This is a genomic window from Lederbergia sp. B243.17 (assembly GCF_057657925.1).
This window is the reverse complement of sequence record NZ_JBWBKF010000071.1, coordinates 24901-43524: the sequence shown is the minus strand read 5'-3', so window position 1 is coordinate 43524 and position 18624 is coordinate 24901. Positions and strand designations below refer to the sequence as shown.

The following is an 18624-nucleotide window of genomic DNA, read 5'->3' as shown; positions in this document are numbered from 1 at the left end:
TAACACTTATGCTTCTTGGCCGACAGTTTCGTCTTCGATGCCCAGTTCTGCCTTGATCCAATCATAACCTTCCGCTTCAAGGCGCTGTGCCAGTTCCGGACCTCCGGATTTGACTACACGGCCCTGCATCATGACATGCACGAAGTCAGGTGTGATGTAGTTAAGAAGACGCTGATAGTGAGTGATGATCATGCAGCCGAAATCTGGGGAGCGCATTTCATTGATCCCTTTGGAAACGACTTTCAATGCATCGATGTCAAGGCCGGAGTCGATTTCATCAAGGATAGCGATTTTCGGCTCAAGCATCATAAGCTGAAGGATTTCGTTGCGTTTCTTTTCACCGCCCGAGAAGCCTTCATTCAAATAACGCTGCGCCATGTTCGGATCCATTTCGAGCAGCTCCATTTTCTTGTCCATCTCACGGATGAATTTCATCAATGAGACTTCCTGTCCCTCTTCTCTGCGGGCATTGATAGAAGAACGGAGGAAATCGGCATTGGTTACACCGCTGATCTCACTTGGATACTGCATGGCGAGGAACAGGCCTGCACGAGCGCGCTCGTCAACTTCCATTTCCAGCACGTCTTCACCGTCAAGTGTAATCGTCCCTTTTGTAACTTCGTATTTCGGATGACCCATGATAGCAGCTGACAATGTGGACTTCCCTGTTCCGTTTGGTCCCATTACTGCATGGATTTCTCCGCCTTTTATTTCAAGGTTTACACCCTTAAGAATTTCTTTTCCTTCGATCTCCACGTGAAGATCTTTGATTGTTAAAGTTGAAGCCATGATCATACCTCCGTTATATAGAAAGTGTTTTATTTTGCTGAGTTCATTCTCAATTTATTCTCAATACTTATCTTATCTCATATTAAAATTATTATCAACTAGCAGAGAGAATTGATGACGGAAAAACGGCCCGCCCGTTTAGGCGCGCCGTTTTTCCGCTTGTTCTTGTTTCTTCTTATATATTCGTATGTGTTGTCCGTAATAGGTTTGCCGTCATTTTTTGTGAATCGGCGTATTCCTGTTCTCGCCTTTTCTCGATTCTCATCCTCACCAAATGTTCCTGTTTGTACCTTTCGTAACCCACGCCGTGGGCTCCGTGCATCGCTTTTTCCATACAGTTGGTGTATTCCAGATCGAGCGTATTAATAAAAAACCAATCCCTTCATTTATTCAGACTGAGTTCAGCCTGATTTTTTTGGCACATTGTAGCCATACCCTTTGCGAGAACGGATAAACCATTATTTTTCTGATACCGGAACAACCGAACCATCCCACTCTTCAAGGATGAAATCTTGAATTTCTTTGGAATGAAGCACTTCAACAAGCGCTTTGATCCTCTCGTCATTCTCATCGCCTTTGCGGACTGCGATTACGTTAACATATGGAGAATCTTTATCTTCAATAGCAATCGAATCTTTTAAAGGATTCAACTTTGCATCAATAGCATAGTTAGAGTTGATCAAAACTGCATCGCCTTCATCGTTATTATAGATTTGCGGAAGCAATGCTGCTTCATACTCATAAGAGAATTTCAGTTTTTTCGGATTGTCTTCGATGTCTTCAATATGCGCTTCTGTCTTTTCCACGCCGTCTTTCAGCTTGATCAGCCCTTCTTTTTCAAGTAAGGAAAGCATGCGGCCATGGTCTGCAACAGAGCTGCTCATGATAATTTCCGCACCGTCAGGCAGTTCATCAAGTGATTTATACTTTTTGGAGTATACACCAATCGGCTCGATATGAATACCCCCGGCATTCACAAAATCATAACCGTGATCAGCCATTTGGCTCTTCAAATACGGGATGTGCTGAAAGTAGTTTGCGTCAATTTCCTTCGATTCCAATGCTTCGTTCGGCAAAACATAGTCCTGGAACACTTCAACTTCCAAATCAATGCCTTTATCCTTCAAAAGCGGTTTCGCCTTTTCAAGAATCTCGGCATGCGGCACATTTGAAGCCCCGACGATCAGCTTGCTGCTTTCCTTTTCCCCTGCAGATTCACTTCCGCTATTTCCATCAGATGATTCATTCTTATCCCCGCCAGTTCCGCATGCTGCGAGTGCAGCAGCCAAAACAAGGACAAACAGACCCAGTAGCCACTTCTTCATTTTCTCTTCTCCTCCGTCGACAGGCGCGTTCAGCGCTTATCTAGTTTTTTTGTAATGAAATCTCCAATGAATTGGATGATAAACACGATTACCAGTACGATGATTGTTGCCACAAGCGTGACATCGTGTCTCGTCCGCTGGAATCCTTCCAGATAGGCAAGGTTCCCGAGACCGCCTGCGCCGATTACCCCAGCCATTGCCGTATAACCGACAAGAGCGATCGCTGTAACTGTAATCCCAGATATGAGCGCCGGCATTGACTCTGGCAGCAATACTTTAAAGATGATTGTACTTGTTTTTGCACCCATTGCTTTTGCCGCTTCAATCACGCCCTTGTCAATCTCGCGCAGCCCGATTTCCACCATCCTTGCATAGAAAGGAGCAGCACCGATGATTAGCGACACCAAAGCGGCATTTTCACCCCTCATCGTACCGAGCAGGAATTTCGTAAACGGGATGAGCAGCACAATCAAAATGATGAAAGGAATCGATCTGAATATGTTGACGACTGCTGACGTGACCGTGTTTAGAAATCCGTTTTGCCAAATATTCCCCTTTGATGAAAGGAAGAGCAGCAGACCAAGCGCAATGCCTAGGATAAATGTTGCCACTACGGACATTCCCGTCATGTAGAGCGTCTGCTTTGTAGCAATCCACATTTTCGCCCAATCGACATTAGGCAGTAATGTCTCAAACATTTGCACTCACCGCCTCTACGCCGACTTCCTGTACGTGCAAAAATTCCATCGCCCGGTTAAGCTCAGCTTCATCCCCGTCAATGTGGACATACAGCACACCGTATGCTCCATTCTGCGTTTGGGATATATTTCCTTGCAGAATGCTGACGGTCAGCTCGAACCCTCTGATCAATTCAGTGATGACCGGCTGCTCGGCAGCTTTTCCGAAAAAGGTCAGCTTGATGGTTTTCCCATCCGGGCTGCCTGCCAGAGGAGCTTCGGAAGCTTCATCCGACTCGTTTCGGCCCGATACCTGTTTGACGAACTTCTTTGTGATGTCGGCTTTCGGCTGCCTGAAAATATCGAGCACATTTCCAACTTCAACGACACGGCCGCTCTCCATCACCGCTACCCGGTGGCAGATCTTCCGGATGACGTGCATTTCATGCGTGATCAGCACGATTGTCAGGCCAAATTCTTTATTGATGCTGACAAGCAGGTCGAGGATCGACTCTGTCGTTTGCGGGTCGAGTGCTGATGTCGCTTCATCACAAAGGAGAACCTTCGGATTATTGGCCAGCGCTCTGGCAATGCCGACACGCTGCTTCTGGCCGCCGCTCAACTGCTGAGGGTACGCATCCTCCCGGCCATCCAATCCGACGAGACGGATTAACTCCTTTACCCGCTTCTTCCTCTCCTGTGCAGGAACCCCTGCGATTTCAAGTGGAAAAGCGATATTCTCGCCTACCGTCCGCGACCAAAGCAGATTAAAATGCTGGAATATCATCCCGATATTTTGTCTCGCTTTCCGCAATTCGCCGCCCTTAATCTTCGAAACTTCCATTCCTTCGACAGAGACGGAACCGGACGTTGGAATCTCCAATCCGTTCAGCATACGGATGAGCGTACTTTTTCCGGCTCCAGAATATCCGATTACCCCGAAAATCTCTCCTTTTTGAATATCGAGCGAGACTTCGTCAACCGCTTGGATTTCGCCGCTTTTTGTTGTAAAAAGCTTACTGGCATTTTTAATACTAATCATAAGCTCACCCAATTTCCCAAAAAAATAAAAAGCCTTCCAGCATAAGAGCAGAAAGGCGTAGGTTCGTAGTAAGTCCTTTCTCATCTCTCCGAGCAAATTGCTCAGTGTGAATTGGCACCATTTCAATAAATTGACGGTTGCCGGGTATCATCGGGCACATCCCTCCACCTCTCTCGATAAGAGTAACAATATTAAATTACTTTAGCTATACATGTGATTTTAGCATGGGGGTTTTTATTCGTCAACTTGATCGGTCAGAAAAAAAGATTCCACCCTTCCCTTTTTCTTCTAGCCGAGATAGCTGCGGATTTTTTCCTGGAGGTAAGGGACCGAGTGAAACGCGTAGATTTTTTCTTGCAACTGGCCATTTTGAAAAATGAGGAGGCAAGGAACACTTTCTATCTGAAAACGCTCCGCAATCTCAGGCAGATAGTTTAAGTCGGCCTTCCCAAACCGTGCCTCAGGAATCAGATAGGAAGTAACCTCTATCATTTTCCCGGCTACCTGGCATGTTCCGCATAGAGGGGTGTATAAATAGACGAGGACGGTTTCCTCGCCTTCACTTGAACTTATGATTTCTTCTTTTGTCCATTCTTCCATAGATGCAGTTCATCCTTCCAAAAATTCAGCATGGACATCAATGCCTGCGCTGATCAGCACCGAAGCAAGATGGCGATATGGCGCGGCAGCTACTTCTTTAAAGGTCCTGTCGATATACATATGGCTTGCTTCCGGAAATTCGCGTCGGAATTGCTTACGCAAACTCTCTCCGGAGGCATCGGCGTCGACAAGAATATAAATGTCTTTTCCGTCCATCTCATCAATCAGTTCATCAAGCCGGGCCATGCTGATTGTCCCGTTCGTGCAAATGATTTGAACCGGTTCACTGATGATTTTCCGAATCTTTTTCTTGTCGCTTAAACCCTCTACAATGATGACCTTTTCCGGATCTATGTCCATTCCTTCATCTCCATGGCAATGTTCATATATGAAAAGCAATGCACCTGGATGGCAGTCCGGGTGCATACTGTATTAGGCTTCGTTTGTCATATTGCTGTATTCTTCTGCAGTCATAAGACTTTCAAATTCACCGCGGTCGGATGGTTCGATGACGATCATCCACGCTTTTTCATATGGTGATTCGTTTACGAATTCAGGGCTGTCGCTCAGTTCTTCATTCACTTCGACAACTTTGCCGCTGATCGGAGCATAGAGCTCTGATACTGTTTTAACGGATTCCACGCTGCCGAACGGCTCGTCCGCTGTCACTGTGTCACCCACTTCAGGAAGCTCGACAAAAACGATGTCGCCAAGCTCGGCTTGGGCAAAATGTGTGATGCCGATGCGGACCTTGTCCCCTTCTTCTTTTACCCATTCATGTTCTTCGGAGTATTTCAATTCATTTGGTGTGCTCATCCATATCCCTCCATCCTTTTCTTCTATTTAAATGTACATAATGCAGGTCGGTAAATCAAGAGAACAATCTATCGTTCACTTGCCTGCTTTTCCCCATTGCTCCGCAAATTGCTCTTCGTTAAACCCGACGGTTACTCTTTCGCCGTCTGTGACGATCGGCCGTTTCAGCAGCATCCCGTCGCTTGCCAGCCATTCGAACATTTCATCCTGCGAAGCCGTTTTGATTTTATCCTTCAATCCCAATTCCCTGTACTTTTGCCCGCTTGTGTTGAAAAACTTCTTCAATTCCAATCCGCTCTTCTCGTACAGGACACGAATCTCCTCTTTTGTCGGTGTTTCTTCTACTATATGTATCTCCTCAAAGCTGATCCCGTGCTCCTCAAGCCACTTTTTGGCTTTCCGGCATGTACCGCACGGCGGGTAGGAATAGACTTTCAGCAATGCAATCGTCTCCTTCATACTATAGTTGCGGGGCAGCCCGCACAGGAAAATACCGGCCGACTGGCGGCCGGTATTGCTTATAGATTATACGATATAGCGTTCTGCTTCAATCAAACGGTCTGCCGCTTCTCGTTTTTTCGCAATCACATTGATTGGCGTGTGGCGAAGAAGTTTGCGGAGCGCTGAATTCATCATTCGGAATGTATCACCGCTTTCGATGGCGACAAGGCTTTCTTTTGCCAGCTGTTCAACTGTTACAATCGAATCCTGGCAGAAGATTTCAGAATACAGAAGCTTTTGCTTGTTCTTTTCCAGTCCGTTCTTGGCGATCGCTTTTTCCGTACGCAGTACGGCCGACTCCATTGCATAGGCAAGGGATACAATGTCTGCCAGCTTTGCAAGAATCTCCTGCTCTTGCTCCAGCTGCTGGCCATATTTCTGTGCAGCCAGGCCGGCAATCATCAAAGCGGCTTTTTTTGCACCTTGGACAAGCTGCTTTTCCTGTGCAAGCGGCTCATCACCCGGCTCTTCCGGCATCAGCATCATCAGTTCCTCTTGCAGGGATTGGGCTTTTTCCAGTAGAGGCAATTCCCCTTTAAACGCCTTCTTCAGGAATGTGCCTGGGACGATTAAGCGATTGATTTCATTCGTTCCTTCAAAAATCCGGTTGATCCTGGAGTCGCGGTATGCACGTTCAATCTCGTATTCTTGCATATATCCGTACCCGCCATGGATCTGAACGCCTTCATCGACAATATGATCAAGGACTTCGGAGGCGAACACTTTGTTCAGCGAGCATTCGATTGCATATTCGGCGATGGCATTTGCTACTTCAGCGCCGTCCTTCACTTGCTCGTCCGTCAGCTGCCCCATCCGCTCCTCGAAAAGACCGACTGTCCGATAAACGGAGCTCTCGGCTGCGTACAACTCCGAAGCAAGCGTTCCGAATTTTTCTTTCGTCAGGTTGAACTGGGAAATCGGCGTTTTGAATTGTTTTCTTTGGTTGGCATATTGCAACGTGATTTCAAGCGCACGCTTCGATGCTCCGACTGAGCCCACACCCAGTTTGTAGCGGCCGATATTCAAAATATTGAAGGCGATCTTATGACCTTTGCCAATCTCGCCAAGCAGGTTCACTACCGGAACTTCAGCATCTTCCAAAATCAACGTTCTCGTTGACGAGCTCTTGATCCCCAGCTTCTTTTCTTCCGGGCCGGTCGATACGCCCGGATATTCCCTTTCTACAATAAAAGCGGTGAATTTCTCGCCGTCAATTTTTGCATAAACAACGAATACGTCAGCAAAAGCAGAGTTTGTAATCCATTGTTTTTCACCGTTCAGAATGTAATGTGTGCCCGCTTCGTTCAATTTCGCAGTCGTTTTGGCACCAAGCGCATCAGATCCTGAACCAGGCTCTGTCAATGCATAGGCAGCAAGCAAATCCCCTGAAGCCAGCTTCGGCAAATATTTTTGTTTCTGTTCTTCATTTCCGAATAGGACGATCGGCAAGGAGCCGATGCCGACATGGGCGCCGTGGGAAAGCGAAAATCCGCCTGCACGTGCCATTTTTTCTGTGATCAGGGCAGAGCTGACCTTGTCGAGTGCGAGGCCGCCGTATTCTTCAGGCACATCCGCACCAAGCAGTCCGAGTTCTCCTGCTTCTTTGAGAAGCCTTACTGTCCGGTCGAACTCATGGTTTTCCAAATATTCCACTTCAGGGAGAACTTCATTGACGACGAAGTCCTCGCTCGTTTTTGCAATCATTTTATGCTCATCCGTGTAATCATCCGGAGTGAATACTTGCTCAGGTGTAATATCCTCGATTAGAAAAGCGCCGCCTTTAACCAATTTCGAAGTTTCGTTTGTCATACTTCTTCTCCTCCTTATGTTCCTTCATTTATAATAGTTCGAATACGCCTGCTGCTCCCATTCCTCCGCCGATGCACATCGTCACGACACCGAACTGGACATCGCGGCGCTTCATCTCATGAGCGAGCGATAATGTAAGCTTCGTTCCCGTACAGCCAAGCGGATGGCCAAGTGCAATCGCTCCTCCGTTCACATTGACAATCTCCTCATTGATTCCCAATTGACGGATGACTTGGATCGACTGGGAGGCGAACGCCTCATTCAATTCAAAAAGCCCAATATCCGAGAGTTCAAGTCCTGCAAGCTTCAGTGCCTTCGGTATTGCTTCTACCGGCCCAATTCCCATAATTTCCGGCGGAACCCCAGCTACTGCGAACGAGTGGAACTTCGCCATTGGGGCAAGGCCGAGCGAATTCGCCTTTTCCCTGTCCATCACCATGACAGCTGCAGCACCATCGCTTGTTTGCGAGGAGTTTCCGGCTGTCACTGTACCTGTAATAGAGAATGCGGGGCGCAGCTTTCCGAGCACTTCCATATTTGTACCTGGGCGGACCCCCTCATCTGTTGTAAACTCGATTTTCCGTTCTTTCAGCTTATGGTCTGCCCCGACCGTCCGCTGAATCACTTCAACAGGAACGATTTCATCGGCAAATTTACCTTCTGCAATCGCCTTAGCGGCTTTTTCATGGCTGCGGACGGCAAATGCATCTTGGTCTTCCCGCGATATGCCGAATTTCTTCGCCACTTCTTCCGCCGTATGGCCCATGCCCATATAGTACTCAGGCGCTGTCTCGGCAAGTTTGATGTTCGGCCGGACATTATGTCCCATCATCGGGACGAGGCTCATCGATTCGGCACCGCCGGCGATGATCGTGTCGGACGCACCGAGCATGATCCTTTCCGCAGCATAAGCGATCGACTGAAGCCCCGAAGAGCAATATCGGTTGATTGTGATAGCCGGGACGGTATCCGGAAGGCCTGCAAGCCCGCCGATATTCCGTGCCATGTTCAAGCCCTGTTCTGCTTCCGGCATCGCACAGCCAAAGATCAGATCATCAATATTCCCTTCGTAATTCCCCGCACGCTTCAATGTTTCCTTTACTGCCAGAGCGCCCAGATCATCGGGACGCGTATGGGCAAGTGTTCCTTTTTTCGCTCTGCCGACTGGTGTTCTTGCACCTGCTACTATGACCGCTTCACGCATGTTGATCCCCCTCTTTTCCTCTTAAACTGTCAATCAATTTCTTAATGGCTTACCCTTCACAAGCATATGCTGCATCCGCTGCTGGCTCTTCGGTTCAGCGACAAGGCTCAGGAATGCCTCGCGTTCAAGGTCGAGCAAGTATTGCTCATCGACTTCCGTGCCGTACGGTACATTGCCTCCAGCGATCACATATGCGAGCTTTTTGGCGAGCTTCATATCATGTTCTGAGATATAGCCCGAAAGCTTCATTGCTTCTGCGCCAAGCAGCAGCGCCGCATAGCCGGTTTCCCCTGTTACCGGAACTTTCCCGCGGACTGGCGGTTTATAGCCTTCTTCATATAGCGCGAGTACCGCTTGCTTCGCATCGTAAATCTGATGGTCACCGTTTGCGCTGATGGCATCCCGGCAGCCGAGGAAGCCGTTTTCTCTTGCTTCTGCTGCAGATGTAGATACTTTCGCTGTGGCAATTGTTTCGAATACATGGATTGCAACTTTCTGCAGGTCGACTTCAATGCCTTTCGGCAGCTCCCGCAGCGTCTTCATATAGAGTTCCTTATTGCCCCCACCGCCTGGGATGAGACCGACGCCCGCTTCCACTAGGCCCATATATGTTTCCGGTGCAGCCTGGATTTTCGCCGCCGGAAGACAAACTTCGGAGCCTCCGCCGAGTGTCATGCCAAACGGTGCAGCAACAACAGGTTTCGAGCTGTATTTGATTTTCAGCATCGCCTGCTGGAACTGGCGGACAATCATATCAATCTCAAAAATATCGTCATCCTGAGCCGCCATCAGGATCATTGCCAAATTGGCTCCGACGCAGAAGTTTTTCGCCTGATTTCCAATGACGAGGCCTTTATAGTTTTTCTCAGTCTCTTCTACCGCATAATTGATCATTTGGACGATATCGAAGCCGATCGCATTATTTGGCGAATGGAATTCAAGCAGGACGACTCCGTCTCCAAGATCAATCAGGCTGGCACCTGTATTTTTCTTAAGCAGCTTTCCCTGTTTCTTCAATAGATCCAGTTTAATTGCCTTCGGATTCGCAACTACTTCTTTATACTCTCCGTTATGGTAAAAATATTCTTTGCCTTCCTCCTCTTTGTAGAAAGAAGTGATTCCGTTTTCGAGCATTTCCTTTACCCAGGACGGAACGGACAAGCCTTCTTTTTCCATCTTTTCAACGGACTTACCGACACCGAGTGCGTCCCATGTCTCAAACGGTCCCATCTTCCAGCCGAAGCCCCATTTCATCGCTTGATCAATTGATACGATGTCGTCAGCGATGTCACCGAGCAGCTCTGCCGAAATGGCGAGGACTGGAGCAGTAATATTCCATAATAGCTTTCCGGCACGGTCATCTGAATACATAAGCGCTTTCATTTTGCGCGCTGTGCCTTTTTCTTGCTTTGCCATTTCAAGGGCAGGCGTTTTCAGCTTCTTTCTTTCCTCGTATTCCAGCGTTTCCGGATTCAATTCGAGGATCTCCTTGCCCTTCTTCAGATAAAAGCCTTGGCCGGATTTGCTGCCAAGCCAACCGTTGTCACGCATCTTCAGCATGAATTCCGGTACTTCAAAAACCTTCTTCTCTTCCCCATCCACTTGTTCGTGGACATTGTTGGCTACATGGATGAACGTATCCAATCCGACCACATCAAGCGTGCGGAAAGTGGCACTTTTCGGCCGGCCGATCAGTGTGCCTGTAATCGAATCTACCTCACCGACACTGAAACCGCCTTTTTGCATTTCACGGACCGTGATGAGCAAGCCATACGTTCCGATGCGGTTGGCAATGAAGTTCGGCGTATCTTTGGCGATAACGACACCCTTTCCGAGCACGTCTTCACCGAATTCCTTCATGAATGACACCACTTCAGGGTTTGTATGTTTTGCCGGAATCACTTCAAGCAGTTTCAGATAGCGCGGCGGATTAAAAAAGTGTGTGCCGAGAAAATGTTTTTGGAAATCGTCGGATCGGCCTTCAGCCATCGCATTAACAGAAATTCCTGATGTATTGGAACTGATGATTGTTCCCGGCTTGCGGACCTTGTCGATCTTTTCGAAAAGCTCTTTTTTCACTGCCAAGTTTTCGACAACTACTTCAATGATCCAATCCACATCAGCCAGCTTCTCGAGGTCATCCTCAAGGTTTCCTGCCTCAATCAATTGAAGGCTATCTTTGCTTGTAAGCGGGGCAGGTTTTTGCTTCACCAGTTTCTGTATGGCCGATTGGGCAAATTTATTTCTGAATGCTTTGCTCTCCTCTGTCAGCCCCTTCTTTTCATCCTCGGCTGTCAATTCCTTTGGTACGATATCAAGCAGCAGCGTCTGTATGCCCGTATTCGCCAAATGGGCGGCGATGCCGGAACCCATGACACCCGAGCCGAGGACAGCTGCCTTTTTAATCTGGATCGTCAATGCAAATTCCCCCTTCAAATACTTTTGAATGAATACTCATTCATTTTCATATTAAAAAAAATTGATTCGAATGAGTTTGCCTATATTTACTATAGCGAAAATAATTCTGGCTTGCAATCGTTTACTTCATATTTTTTTTATTTTTGAAATTAACAGTAATCCTCTCTTTATCTTTTGTCCGCTGCCCACCTGCACATAAAAACCATTTGTGGAAGCCATGATAAGCATGACAATGAAAAAAGGAGGCTATATGATGGACCAACAGACATCCCAGGGGCTTAGCGGCTCACAGCAGCAGCCGCTTATGGAACAGCCGCCGCATGTGATCACCACGAAAGACTTCGCCTATATCAATGATATGCTCGCGTGGAATCTGCTTGCGATGAAAAAGGCCCATTTCGCCGCCGGCCAATGCCAAAGCAGCGATGTTGTGGCAGCAATCAATGAATGCGGAAAAATGCATCAGCGTCATTATCAAATGCTTACTGCCCATCTGCAGGAAAAACAGCATAACAATCAAATCACACAATAGGAGGTGTTCCCATGCCGAATAAAATCCAAAATCCTGCAACCCAATTGCAGAAAACGCCAGAAATGAACGAACGTGACTGGATCAACGATATGCTTTCAACTGAAAAATACATGAACCGTTCGTATGCCGTCGCGCTCCACGAAGCGAGCCATCAGCATTTATACGATGACTTGTTGACCATCTTCAACGAGACCCAGCATGCCCAGCGGAAACTGTTCGAAACCATGTTCAAACACGGCTGGTACGGCTTCGAAGCTCAGAATGAGCAGAAAATTCAGCAATCATACGAGCAGCACACTGGCTACTCATCGCAATTCCCTTATGGGAATGGACAACTGCAATAACGATTGCAAAAAACTCGCTTACTCGCATGACCTGTGCACCTTTGAAGACAGGTTAACTCCAGGGCCCCCTTTCATTATGAGGCCACTAAAAAAGTCTATATTAGAACTGGAAACCGAGAATGGGGCGATTCCTCATTCTCGGTTTTCCGCTTTAAACCGTGAATCTGCGTTCCAGGCGGACGCTTTCCGCGGGGCGCGGGTGAGCCTCCTAACGCTTCGCGCTTAATCCCGCAGGAGTCACCGCCTTGCACTCCGATCCACTGGATTCCCCTACTTCAAATATCCATTTTCCATTCCAAAAGCCCCCATTCATCCTGGATACTGATCCTAAGTAACAAAGATGGTGTTTCCCCACGATCTCAAACCAAGATACCCTCAATCTCAGTCCGTTCCTCACCGTATATGACTTTGTCGTACCGAAGGACAACATGCTCCGCCAGATAAATTAGCCCATTGATTTTCCTTCACACTTAGAAACGAAATACCGTCTGGATAACGGGCGGAATGCGATTCCTCTCTCTCGATGGTCAATTACCTGCTTTTAATATTCATCTCCGATTTCTGATTAAGGCACTGACTGCTTTTCAGGATACAGAAATGTTTAAGAAACTCGTACGAAAACGGTACAAGATTAAGATGAAAAACAGCAAGCTGAAACATCCGTACGGGTACAAAACAGCCCCGGCAGCGGGATTATTTGGCATTGAAATTCAAGCAGTCAATTGCGGTCAATCTGAAAAAGGATCTTGACATGCTCGAGTAAGGAAACAAAATGAAATGAGGAATGTTCAGTCGTTATACGGACAATACACGCCTCTTTTGAATGTGGTGAGTTGACTTATTCCACAAAGGAAAGCGATTTTTCCTGTTTTTTCATGTTAGAAAGGCTTATTGTTTTCCCTCCTGCATATTCGTTGCTTGGAGTGCAGAGGCCGACTCCTCAAAAAGGCTCTGCCTTTCCTTCGTGAGACGATTATTCACTGAAGCTATTTCTGGGTCCTGCGGGTCCTGCGGGACTAGCTTGGTCTTGAGATCCCGGCAAGGCGCGAAGCGACTGAGGCAGACAAGAACGCGACGTCCTGTCGCATTGCCTGCATGACCAACATCCTGTTGGCCCGAAGCTCAAGCCTAGCCCCCCGGAAAGCGTGCCCCGGAACGGAAAACAGCAACCGGAACCGCATACCTACTTTTACCTACACAGATGAAGGGCAGTCACAGAAAAGCTCAGTAGTATTCACTGACTTTCTGGGCAGCTCCGCTTTGTTTTTACATTTCGTTATTTATGCCACCAATTATGAAACACAATTTCACAACCTTGCCATTCTTGTTATAATAGGAAGAGAACGAAGAATGGAGGAAATGTGATGCTTTCATCCGCTTTTAAAAACGCGCTGATTTCCATTGTCGGCGAGGAAAATTTTGATGAATCCCAGACTGGGAGATTAGTATATTCATATGATGCGGCCCCGCAATTCCAGGCACTTCCAGAAGCCGTAATTGCACCGCGTAATACAGAAGAGGTAGCTTCAATTGTCCGTCTTTGCAATGAGCATAGAGTGCCGATTGTGCCCCGCGGTTCCGGAACCAATCTTTGTGCCGGCACCTGCCCTGTCGAGGGGGGAATCGTGCTGCTGTTCAAACACATGAACCGCATTCTTGAAATCGATGAGGAAAACTTAACGATTACAGTCCAGCCCGGCCTGATTACGATTGATTTGATCAAAGCAGTTGAAGCCAGAGGGCTTTTCTATCCGCCGGACCCAAGCTCTATGAGTATTTCTACTATTGGCGGGAATATCAATGAAAACTCCGGAGGGCTGCGCGGGCTGAAATATGGGGTTACACGTGACTATGTACTCGCATTGGAAGCCGTCTTGCCGAACGGTGAACTCATTCGGACGGGCGGCAAGCTGGCAAAAGATGTAGCCGGCTATGATTTGACCCGCCTCCTTGTCGGCTCGGAAGGAACGCTTGCTGTTATTACAGAGGCGACACTTAAGCTGATCCCGATGCCTGACACAAAGAAAACGTTACTCGCCCAGTACGAGAGTCTGGAAGAGGCCGCCCGTTCCGTTTCTAAAATCATCGCAGCGAAGATCATCCCGGCAACACTCGAGTTTTTAGACCAGCCTACATTGAAGGCCGTAGAGGACTTTGCCAAAATCGGACTGCCGACTGATGTGAAAGCCGTCCTTCTGATTGAACAAGACGGCCCTGAAGAGCTTGTCCAGCAAGATATGGCAAAAATCGCCCAAGTATGCGAAGAGGAAGGAGCGCTCTCCGTCGAACTGGCTGCCGATGCAGAAACGGCCGCCAAATTGACTGCAGCCCGGCGTGCAGCACTTTCCGCTTTGGCGAGACTGGCACCTACGACAATTCTTGAGGACGCAACCGTTCCTCGGTCTGAAATTGCAAGAATGGTAGAAGCGATTGAGCAAATTGCCGCTAAATATGAAGTAAAGATTGCTACATTCGGCCATGCAGGGGATGGAAACCTTCATCCGACCTGCCCGACTGACATTCGAAACAAAGATGAGATGGAAAGAGTCGAACTTGCTTTTGAGGAAATTTTTGCAGCGGCCATCGATCTCGGCGGAACGATTACCGGCGAGCACGGTGTCGGTCTCGTTAAAGCGCCATATTTGGAGTGGAAACTCGGCGAAGAGGGCGTAAATCTGATGAAAGCAATCAAGCAGGCGTTTGACCCGAACAACATTATGAATCCGGGGAAAATGTTTGCAAAAACAAGCAGAAAACGAGTGGTGGTTACAAAATGACATTATCAACAGTCGAACGTCGGACAATCCAGGAGCAATTCGCTGAAAAGATGGATATGGATGAACTGCTCAACTGCATGCGCTGCGGGTTCTGCCTGCCCGCTTGTCCAACCTATTTTGAGACACAGAGCAATGAAAAGCACTCTCCGCGCGGCCGAATCGCTTTAATGAAAGCGGTGGCGGACGGCTTGATCGAGTTTGACGATGAGGTTGAGGAATCTCTCGATCTCTGTCTCGGCTGCAGAGCCTGTGAGCCTGCATGCCCTGCCGGCGTAAATTATGGCATGCTGCTTGAAGATGCACGGGATATCATCTGGCAGACAAAAAATCAGAGCCTGCCTGTCAAAGCCGTGAGAAGCACCGTTTTTAACGGCCTGTTCCCTCATCAGGAGCGGATGGTCAACCTGACCGGCCTGCTCGGCTTTTACCAGCGGTCCGGCCTACAGAAGACCGTACGAAAAATCGGTTTTATGAAGCTGTTCCCGGAAAATCTTGCAGGGATGGAAAAAGTCCTCCCCCAAGTGCCGAAGAGAAAAGCTATGAAAAATCGGCCGCAGTTTCTGCCGGCCAAAACTGCCAAAAAGACGACCGTTGCGTTTTTCTCTGGCTGCCTGATGGATACGATGTTTATGAAAACGAATGATGCAACAATGAAACTGCTGCAAATGGCGGGCTGTGATGTCACCATTCCGAAAAATCAGGGCTGCTGTGGTGCCTTGCATGGCCATAGCGGAGAAAAAGCAAAAGCCGCGGAAATGGCGAAGAAAAACATTGAAGCATTCGAAGCTGCGAATGCCGATTATATCGTTACGAATGCAGGAGGCTGCGGCGGATTTCTCGTCGGATATGATCATCTGCTTGCTGACGATCCTGAGTGGCACCAGCGTGCAAAGAACTTCACCGAAAAGCTGAAAGACATTTCGGAAATTCTGTATGAGCTGGATTTCCACAAACAGCATGAATTGCGTCTGCCAGGCACCGTGCTCACTTACCAGGACTCCTGCCATCTCCGCAACGTAATGAAAACTGCGGCTGCTCCAAGAACTCTGCTCCAATCAATCCAGGAAGCAGAATTCAGGGAGATGCCGGAAGCAGACAGATGCTGTGGTTCTGCTGGTATTTACAATATTGTGGAGCCCGAAATGTCGATGCAGATTCTTGACCATAAAATGGTCCATGTCCAATCCGTCCAACCCGGAGTGATTGTCACGGCAAATCCCGGCTGTCTTCTGCAGATGAAGCTCGGAATTGAGCGGGCAGGCCTGCAAGGAAAAGTGGATGCTGTCCACATTGCCGACTTGCTCCTCCAAGCTGCAGAAGGATAAAACTTTTCAAAAAAAATCCGCCCGGCTAATAAATGCCGGGCGGTTTTTCTCTATCCGGCGCTTATTCGCCAGATGAAAACATATACTTTTTATAATGGAAGCGAATCGACAAAACAATCCCCATTGCGAGCATATTGCCGAGCAAGGAACTTCCCCCATAAGAAATAAACGGCAACGGGATACCTGTAATCGGAAGCAGCCCGATTGTCATTCCAATATTTTCGACAACGTGGAAAGCAAGCACCGAAATGACACCAACACAAATATAAGAGTAAAATGGATTTTTCGTCTCCAGCCCTGTTCTCGTGATCTGGTAAATCAGCATAAAGAAAAGACTGATGACAATGCTCCCGCCGATAAAACCGAACTCCTCACCAATCGTGCTGAATATGAAGTCCGTATGTCCTTCCGGCAAATACACTTCCCGGTTTTGGAACCCTTTTCCGCTCGTCTGTCCCGATCCGATTGCCAATAAAGAATTGACAAGCTGGAACCCTTCGTCTGTACGGTATGTATATGGATCAAGCCAGGAGTAGATCCGCTTGAATTGATATTGCTTGACCCCAATATATTTCAGCCATTCCGGTTTCCAGATCGCAAAATACATGACTGTTCCGCCAACTGCCGCAAAGAACGAGAATATTGGCAAAAGCAACTTCCATGTAATTCCCGAGACAAATATCACACCAAGAAATATGGACATGAACGCCAAAGATGTTCCGAGGTCTGGCTGCATGATGACGAAGATTAGCGGGAGGCCGACTACAACACCGAGCTTCACCATCAGCCATAAGTCAGTCTTGATTGTTTTTCTCAGAAACTTCTCTTGGTGGTCCGCCACCACTTTTGCCAAGGCGACAATCACGAAGGTTTTCATCAGCTCAGACGGCTGAATCTGGCCAAGTCCCGGTAGTCTATACCAGCTCTGCGAACCATTTATTAACGGTGTAACCTTTGTTACCGGAGCAAAAAAGAGGACTACGAGTGATAGCAACCCAATTCCATATGCATACCATGTAATTTTTTTCAGCTGATCAGAATCAAGCCTGATGACGACCGCAATCATGATCGTCGTGACAACATACCACATCGCCTGCATTTTCAAATGGTTTGCTGCATACTGGTCTGTCGTCTGAGCACTATAGATGGAAACGAAACTGACAATTGCCATCAGCATAAGCGTCAGAATGATTCCGTAATCTAATTTCGGCATTTGTTTCTTTTGAGAAGTCATAACTCCGTCTCCTCTTTAATTGAAGGATTATATGTAGATTTTGAGCTTTTCCATTGCCCATTCCATAAAAATGAGCGCATAGATCATCCTATCATTATACCGAATGATAGCAAACTATGAAAGGAACAAATTATGGAGGTTTCCCTCTAAGCTCCCCAAGCCAAAAAAATTGTCTACATAGCGATTGAAGATTACAATTGACTCAAAAGGAGGTCTCTATAATGGAAGTCATTAAGAGCACAGAACAATTCGAAGAAACCATCTCTTCATCTGAACCGGTCATCGTTAAGTTTGTAACAGGCTGGTGCCCGGATTGCAGACGTATGGATATGTTCATCGGAGACATCATTGACCAGCACTCCGAATATAAATGGTTTGAAATCAACCGGGATGAGTTTCCGGAGATCGGCCAAAAATATGATGTCATGGGCATTCCAAGCCTGCTCATCTTTAAAGAAGGCGAAAAAACGGCCCATCTGCACAGTGCAAAAGCAAAAACACCTGAACAGGTGAATGAATTCCTAGACAGCGTGAAATAAGGAAAAATAAAGCGAGCCAGATTCTCTCCTATTGAATCTGGCTCGCTGCTATTTTCAGCTGATTCTGCTTACTGAACAAACGGCTGTTGTCCAGGGGCTCCCATGGAAGGCGGCGGCATTTGCTGTACAAGCTGATACATATTGCCGATCATCCCGATCGCCTCTTGCGGAGCCGGTGCAAGCGGATAGTAGCCTCTGCTCTTCATGTACTGCCATATTTCATAGCTATGCCTGCTGCTGTTCAAAAACGCATTTTCCAAAAAGGTCCGGAGTTCAGGGTGGGCACACTCCAGTACTGCGGAAGCATAATTTTTGGCCGCCGCTTTCTGATTCAGCAGATAGGCTGTCGCAATTTCCCTGTCATTTAATGCAGAAGCATTCGTACGCGGGGCCGCTGCGGGCATTACGGTGCCGGATGCCTGAACTACTTGGGCAGTTGGAACCTTGAGCGGATCCGGCTGAAACTTAGTAATGTCAGGTACCGATGCACTTTTCACAAATTCTACCTTCAAATTGTAATCCACGATATGCTTCGGATAATGCCTTGTCAGCATTGCTTTCAGTTCAGGGTCCTGTGCGTGCTGTATAAAATTCCCCATACAAGTGACCGTGTTAAAACAACTCATAATCAATTCACTTAGATCATTCAACTCGTGTGATGCCAAATTCACACCTACTCACCTCCGACCTTT

The 18624-nt window shown here is 47.6% G+C and carries 20 protein-coding genes, 1 pseudogene and 1 riboswitch; of the genes and pseudogenes, 7 read left to right on the top strand and 14 right to left on the bottom strand.

The window, feature by feature from the left end; genetic code table 11:
* Positions 1 to 6 precede the first annotated feature (6 nt).
* The 12 genes from sufC to AC0TWI_RS12900 form a co-directional block, all read right to left on the bottom strand.
* Positions 7 to 792 (bottom strand): Fe-S cluster assembly ATPase SufC, encoded by a 786-nt coding sequence (gene sufC, locus AC0TWI_RS12955; RefSeq protein WP_488126801.1) that lies wholly within the window; start codon positions 790 to 792, stop codon positions 7 to 9.
* A gap of 172 nt (positions 793 to 964) precedes the next feature.
* Complete coding sequence (locus AC0TWI_RS12950) at positions 965 to 1111, bottom strand: YuzK family famiily protein (protein ID WP_488126800.1); 147 nt, start codon at positions 1109 to 1111, stop codon at positions 965 to 967.
* 136 nt (positions 1112 to 1247) lie between these two features.
* Positions 1248 to 2114 (bottom strand): MetQ/NlpA family ABC transporter substrate-binding protein, encoded by an 867-nt coding sequence (locus tag AC0TWI_RS12945; RefSeq protein WP_488126755.1) that lies wholly within the window; start codon positions 2112 to 2114, stop codon positions 1248 to 1250.
* Between the two features lie 29 nt (positions 2115 to 2143).
* A complete protein-coding gene (locus AC0TWI_RS12940) occupies positions 2144 to 2812 on the bottom strand; it encodes a methionine ABC transporter permease (protein WP_488126754.1) in 669 nt (222 codons plus the stop codon).
* On the bottom strand, positions 2805 to 3833 hold the full coding sequence (locus AC0TWI_RS12935; RefSeq protein ID WP_488126753.1) for a methionine ABC transporter ATP-binding protein: 1029 nt from the start codon (positions 3831 to 3833) through the stop codon (positions 2805 to 2807). The genes AC0TWI_RS12940 and AC0TWI_RS12935 overlap by 8 nt, the downstream gene beginning before the upstream one ends.
* Positions 3834 to 3910: 77 nt before the next feature.
* A riboswitch (SAM riboswitch) is annotated at positions 3911 to 4016 on the bottom strand.
* A 105-nt stretch (positions 4017 to 4121) separates the two neighbouring features.
* Positions 4122 to 4433 carry a thioredoxin family protein gene (locus tag AC0TWI_RS12930; RefSeq protein ID WP_488126752.1) on the bottom strand — a complete coding sequence of 104 codons (312 nt, stop codon included), beginning with the start codon at positions 4431 to 4433 and terminating at the stop codon, positions 4122 to 4124.
* Between the two features lie 9 nt (positions 4434 to 4442).
* Positions 4443 to 4793, bottom strand: coding sequence for a toprim domain-containing protein (locus AC0TWI_RS12925; RefSeq protein ID WP_488126751.1), 351 nt, complete (start codon positions 4791 to 4793; stop codon positions 4443 to 4445).
* A gap of 72 nt (positions 4794 to 4865) precedes the next feature.
* Positions 4866 to 5249: a glycine cleavage system protein GcvH gene (gene gcvH / locus AC0TWI_RS12920; protein WP_488126750.1), complete on the bottom strand. Its 384-nt coding sequence runs from the start codon at positions 5247 to 5249 to the stop codon at positions 4866 to 4868.
* 75 nt (positions 5250 to 5324) lie between these two features.
* Positions 5325 to 5690, bottom strand: a complete 366-nt coding sequence (locus AC0TWI_RS12915; RefSeq protein ID WP_488126749.1) for an arsenate reductase family protein — start codon at positions 5688 to 5690, stop codon at positions 5325 to 5327.
* 84 nt (positions 5691 to 5774) lie between these two features.
* Entirely contained in the window at positions 5775 to 7559 is a 1785-nt protein-coding gene (locus AC0TWI_RS12910) for an acyl-CoA dehydrogenase family protein (protein WP_488126748.1), read from the bottom strand.
* Positions 7560 to 7587: 28 nt separating this feature from the next.
* Positions 7588 to 8763 (bottom strand): acetyl-CoA C-acetyltransferase, encoded by a 1176-nt coding sequence (locus AC0TWI_RS12905; RefSeq protein ID WP_488126747.1) that lies wholly within the window; start codon positions 8761 to 8763, stop codon positions 7588 to 7590.
* Between the two features lie 33 nt (positions 8764 to 8796).
* A complete protein-coding gene (locus tag AC0TWI_RS12900; protein ID WP_488126799.1) occupies positions 8797 to 11136 on the bottom strand; it encodes a 3-hydroxyacyl-CoA dehydrogenase/enoyl-CoA hydratase family protein in 2340 nt (779 codons plus the stop codon).
* 298 nt (positions 11137 to 11434) lie between these two features.
* On the opposite strand from AC0TWI_RS12900, the gene AC0TWI_RS12895 reads away from it, so the two are divergent.
* The 6 genes and pseudogenes from AC0TWI_RS12895 to AC0TWI_RS12870 all read left to right on the top strand — a co-directional run bounded on the left by AC0TWI_RS12895 (position 11435) and on the right by AC0TWI_RS12870 (position 16159).
* Positions 11435 to 11713 carry a hypothetical protein gene (locus AC0TWI_RS12895; RefSeq protein ID WP_488126746.1) on the top strand — a complete coding sequence of 93 codons (279 nt, stop codon included), beginning with the start codon at positions 11435 to 11437 and terminating at the stop codon, positions 11711 to 11713.
* 11 nt (positions 11714 to 11724) lie between these two features.
* Positions 11725 to 12057 carry a spore coat protein gene (locus AC0TWI_RS12890; protein WP_488126745.1) on the top strand — a complete coding sequence of 111 codons (333 nt, stop codon included), beginning with the start codon at positions 11725 to 11727 and terminating at the stop codon, positions 12055 to 12057.
* Between the two features lie 356 nt (positions 12058 to 12413).
* Positions 12414 to 12616: pseudogene (locus AC0TWI_RS12885) on the top strand (transposase); the annotation flags it as partial.
* A gap of 38 nt (positions 12617 to 12654) precedes the next feature.
* Positions 12655 to 12807 carry a hypothetical protein gene (locus AC0TWI_RS12880; protein ID WP_488126744.1) on the top strand — a complete coding sequence of 51 codons (153 nt, stop codon included), beginning with the start codon at positions 12655 to 12657 and terminating at the stop codon, positions 12805 to 12807.
* Between the two features lie 614 nt (positions 12808 to 13421).
* The gene (glcD, locus tag AC0TWI_RS12875; protein ID WP_488126743.1) at positions 13422 to 14834 is read left to right on the top strand and encodes a glycolate oxidase subunit GlcD; all 1413 of its coding nucleotides are present in this window, start codon (positions 13422 to 13424) and stop codon (positions 14832 to 14834) included.
* Entirely contained in the window at positions 14831 to 16159 is a 1329-nt protein-coding gene (locus AC0TWI_RS12870) for a (Fe-S)-binding protein (RefSeq protein ID WP_488126742.1), read from the top strand. Before glcD ends, AC0TWI_RS12870 begins: the two co-directional genes overlap by 4 nt.
* Before the next feature lie 61 nt (positions 16160 to 16220).
* Here the strand turns inward: AC0TWI_RS12870 and AC0TWI_RS12865 are convergent, their stop codons facing one another.
* Positions 16221 to 17393 carry an FtsW/RodA/SpoVE family cell cycle protein gene (locus tag AC0TWI_RS12865; RefSeq protein ID WP_488126741.1) on the bottom strand — a complete coding sequence of 391 codons (1173 nt, stop codon included), beginning with the start codon at positions 17391 to 17393 and terminating at the stop codon, positions 16221 to 16223.
* A gap of 221 nt (positions 17394 to 17614) precedes the next feature.
* Here AC0TWI_RS12865 and AC0TWI_RS12860 point away from each other — a divergent pair, with 221 nt between their 5' ends.
* Positions 17615 to 17932, top strand: coding sequence for a thioredoxin family protein (locus tag AC0TWI_RS12860; protein WP_488126740.1), 318 nt, complete (start codon positions 17615 to 17617; stop codon positions 17930 to 17932).
* Between the two features lie 68 nt (positions 17933 to 18000).
* Here AC0TWI_RS12860 and AC0TWI_RS12855 read toward each other — a convergent pair whose 3' ends face one another.
* Positions 18001 to 18603 (bottom strand): spore coat protein, encoded by a 603-nt coding sequence (locus AC0TWI_RS12855; RefSeq protein WP_488126739.1) that lies wholly within the window; start codon positions 18601 to 18603, stop codon positions 18001 to 18003.
* Between the last annotated feature and the right edge of the window lie 21 nt (positions 18604 to 18624).

Excerpts from the sequence above, each read along its gene's own strand:
- AC0TWI_RS12950 (WP_488126800.1), bottom strand. The coding sequence starts at position 1,111 with ATGCACGGAGCCCACGGCGTGGGTTACGAAAGGTACAAACAGGAACAT.
- AC0TWI_RS12945 (WP_488126755.1), bottom strand. The coding sequence starts at position 2,114 with ATGAAGAAGTGGCTACTGGGTCTGTTTGTCCTTGTTTTGGCTGCTGCA.
- AC0TWI_RS12940 (WP_488126754.1), bottom strand. The coding sequence starts at position 2,812 with ATGTTTGAGACATTACTGCCTAATGTCGATTGGGCGAAAATGTGGATT.
- AC0TWI_RS12935 (WP_488126753.1), bottom strand. The coding sequence starts at position 3,833 with ATGATTAGTATTAAAAATGCCAGTAAGCTTTTTACAACAAAAAGCGGC.
- AC0TWI_RS12930 (WP_488126752.1), bottom strand. The coding sequence starts at position 4,433 with ATGGAAGAATGGACAAAAGAAGAAATCATAAGTTCAAGTGAAGGCGAG.
- AC0TWI_RS12925 (WP_488126751.1), bottom strand. The coding sequence starts at position 4,793 with ATGGACATAGATCCGGAAAAGGTCATCATTGTAGAGGGTTTAAGCGAC.
- gcvH (WP_488126750.1), bottom strand. The coding sequence starts at position 5,249 with ATGAGCACACCAAATGAATTGAAATACTCCGAAGAACATGAATGGGTA.
- AC0TWI_RS12910 (WP_488126748.1), bottom strand. The coding sequence starts at position 7,559 with ATGACAAACGAAACTTCGAAATTGGTTAAAGGCGGCGCTTTTCTAATC.
- AC0TWI_RS12905 (WP_488126747.1), bottom strand. The coding sequence starts at position 8,763 with ATGCGTGAAGCGGTCATAGTAGCAGGTGCAAGAACACCAGTCGGCAGA.
- AC0TWI_RS12900 (WP_488126799.1), bottom strand. The coding sequence starts at position 11,136 with ATGGGTTCCGGCATCGCCGCCCATTTGGCGAATACGGGCATACAGACG.
- AC0TWI_RS12895 (WP_488126746.1), top strand. The coding sequence starts at position 11,435 with ATGGACCAACAGACATCCCAGGGGCTTAGCGGCTCACAGCAGCAGCCG.
- AC0TWI_RS12890 (WP_488126745.1), top strand. The coding sequence starts at position 11,725 with ATGCCGAATAAAATCCAAAATCCTGCAACCCAATTGCAGAAAACGCCA.
- AC0TWI_RS12880 (WP_488126744.1), top strand. The coding sequence starts at position 12,655 with ATGTTTAAGAAACTCGTACGAAAACGGTACAAGATTAAGATGAAAAAC.
- glcD (WP_488126743.1), top strand. The coding sequence starts at position 13,422 with ATGCTTTCATCCGCTTTTAAAAACGCGCTGATTTCCATTGTCGGCGAG.
- AC0TWI_RS12870 (WP_488126742.1), top strand. The coding sequence starts at position 14,831 with ATGACATTATCAACAGTCGAACGTCGGACAATCCAGGAGCAATTCGCT.
- AC0TWI_RS12865 (WP_488126741.1), bottom strand. The coding sequence starts at position 17,393 with ATGACTTCTCAAAAGAAACAAATGCCGAAATTAGATTACGGAATCATT.
- AC0TWI_RS12860 (WP_488126740.1), top strand. The coding sequence starts at position 17,615 with ATGGAAGTCATTAAGAGCACAGAACAATTCGAAGAAACCATCTCTTCA.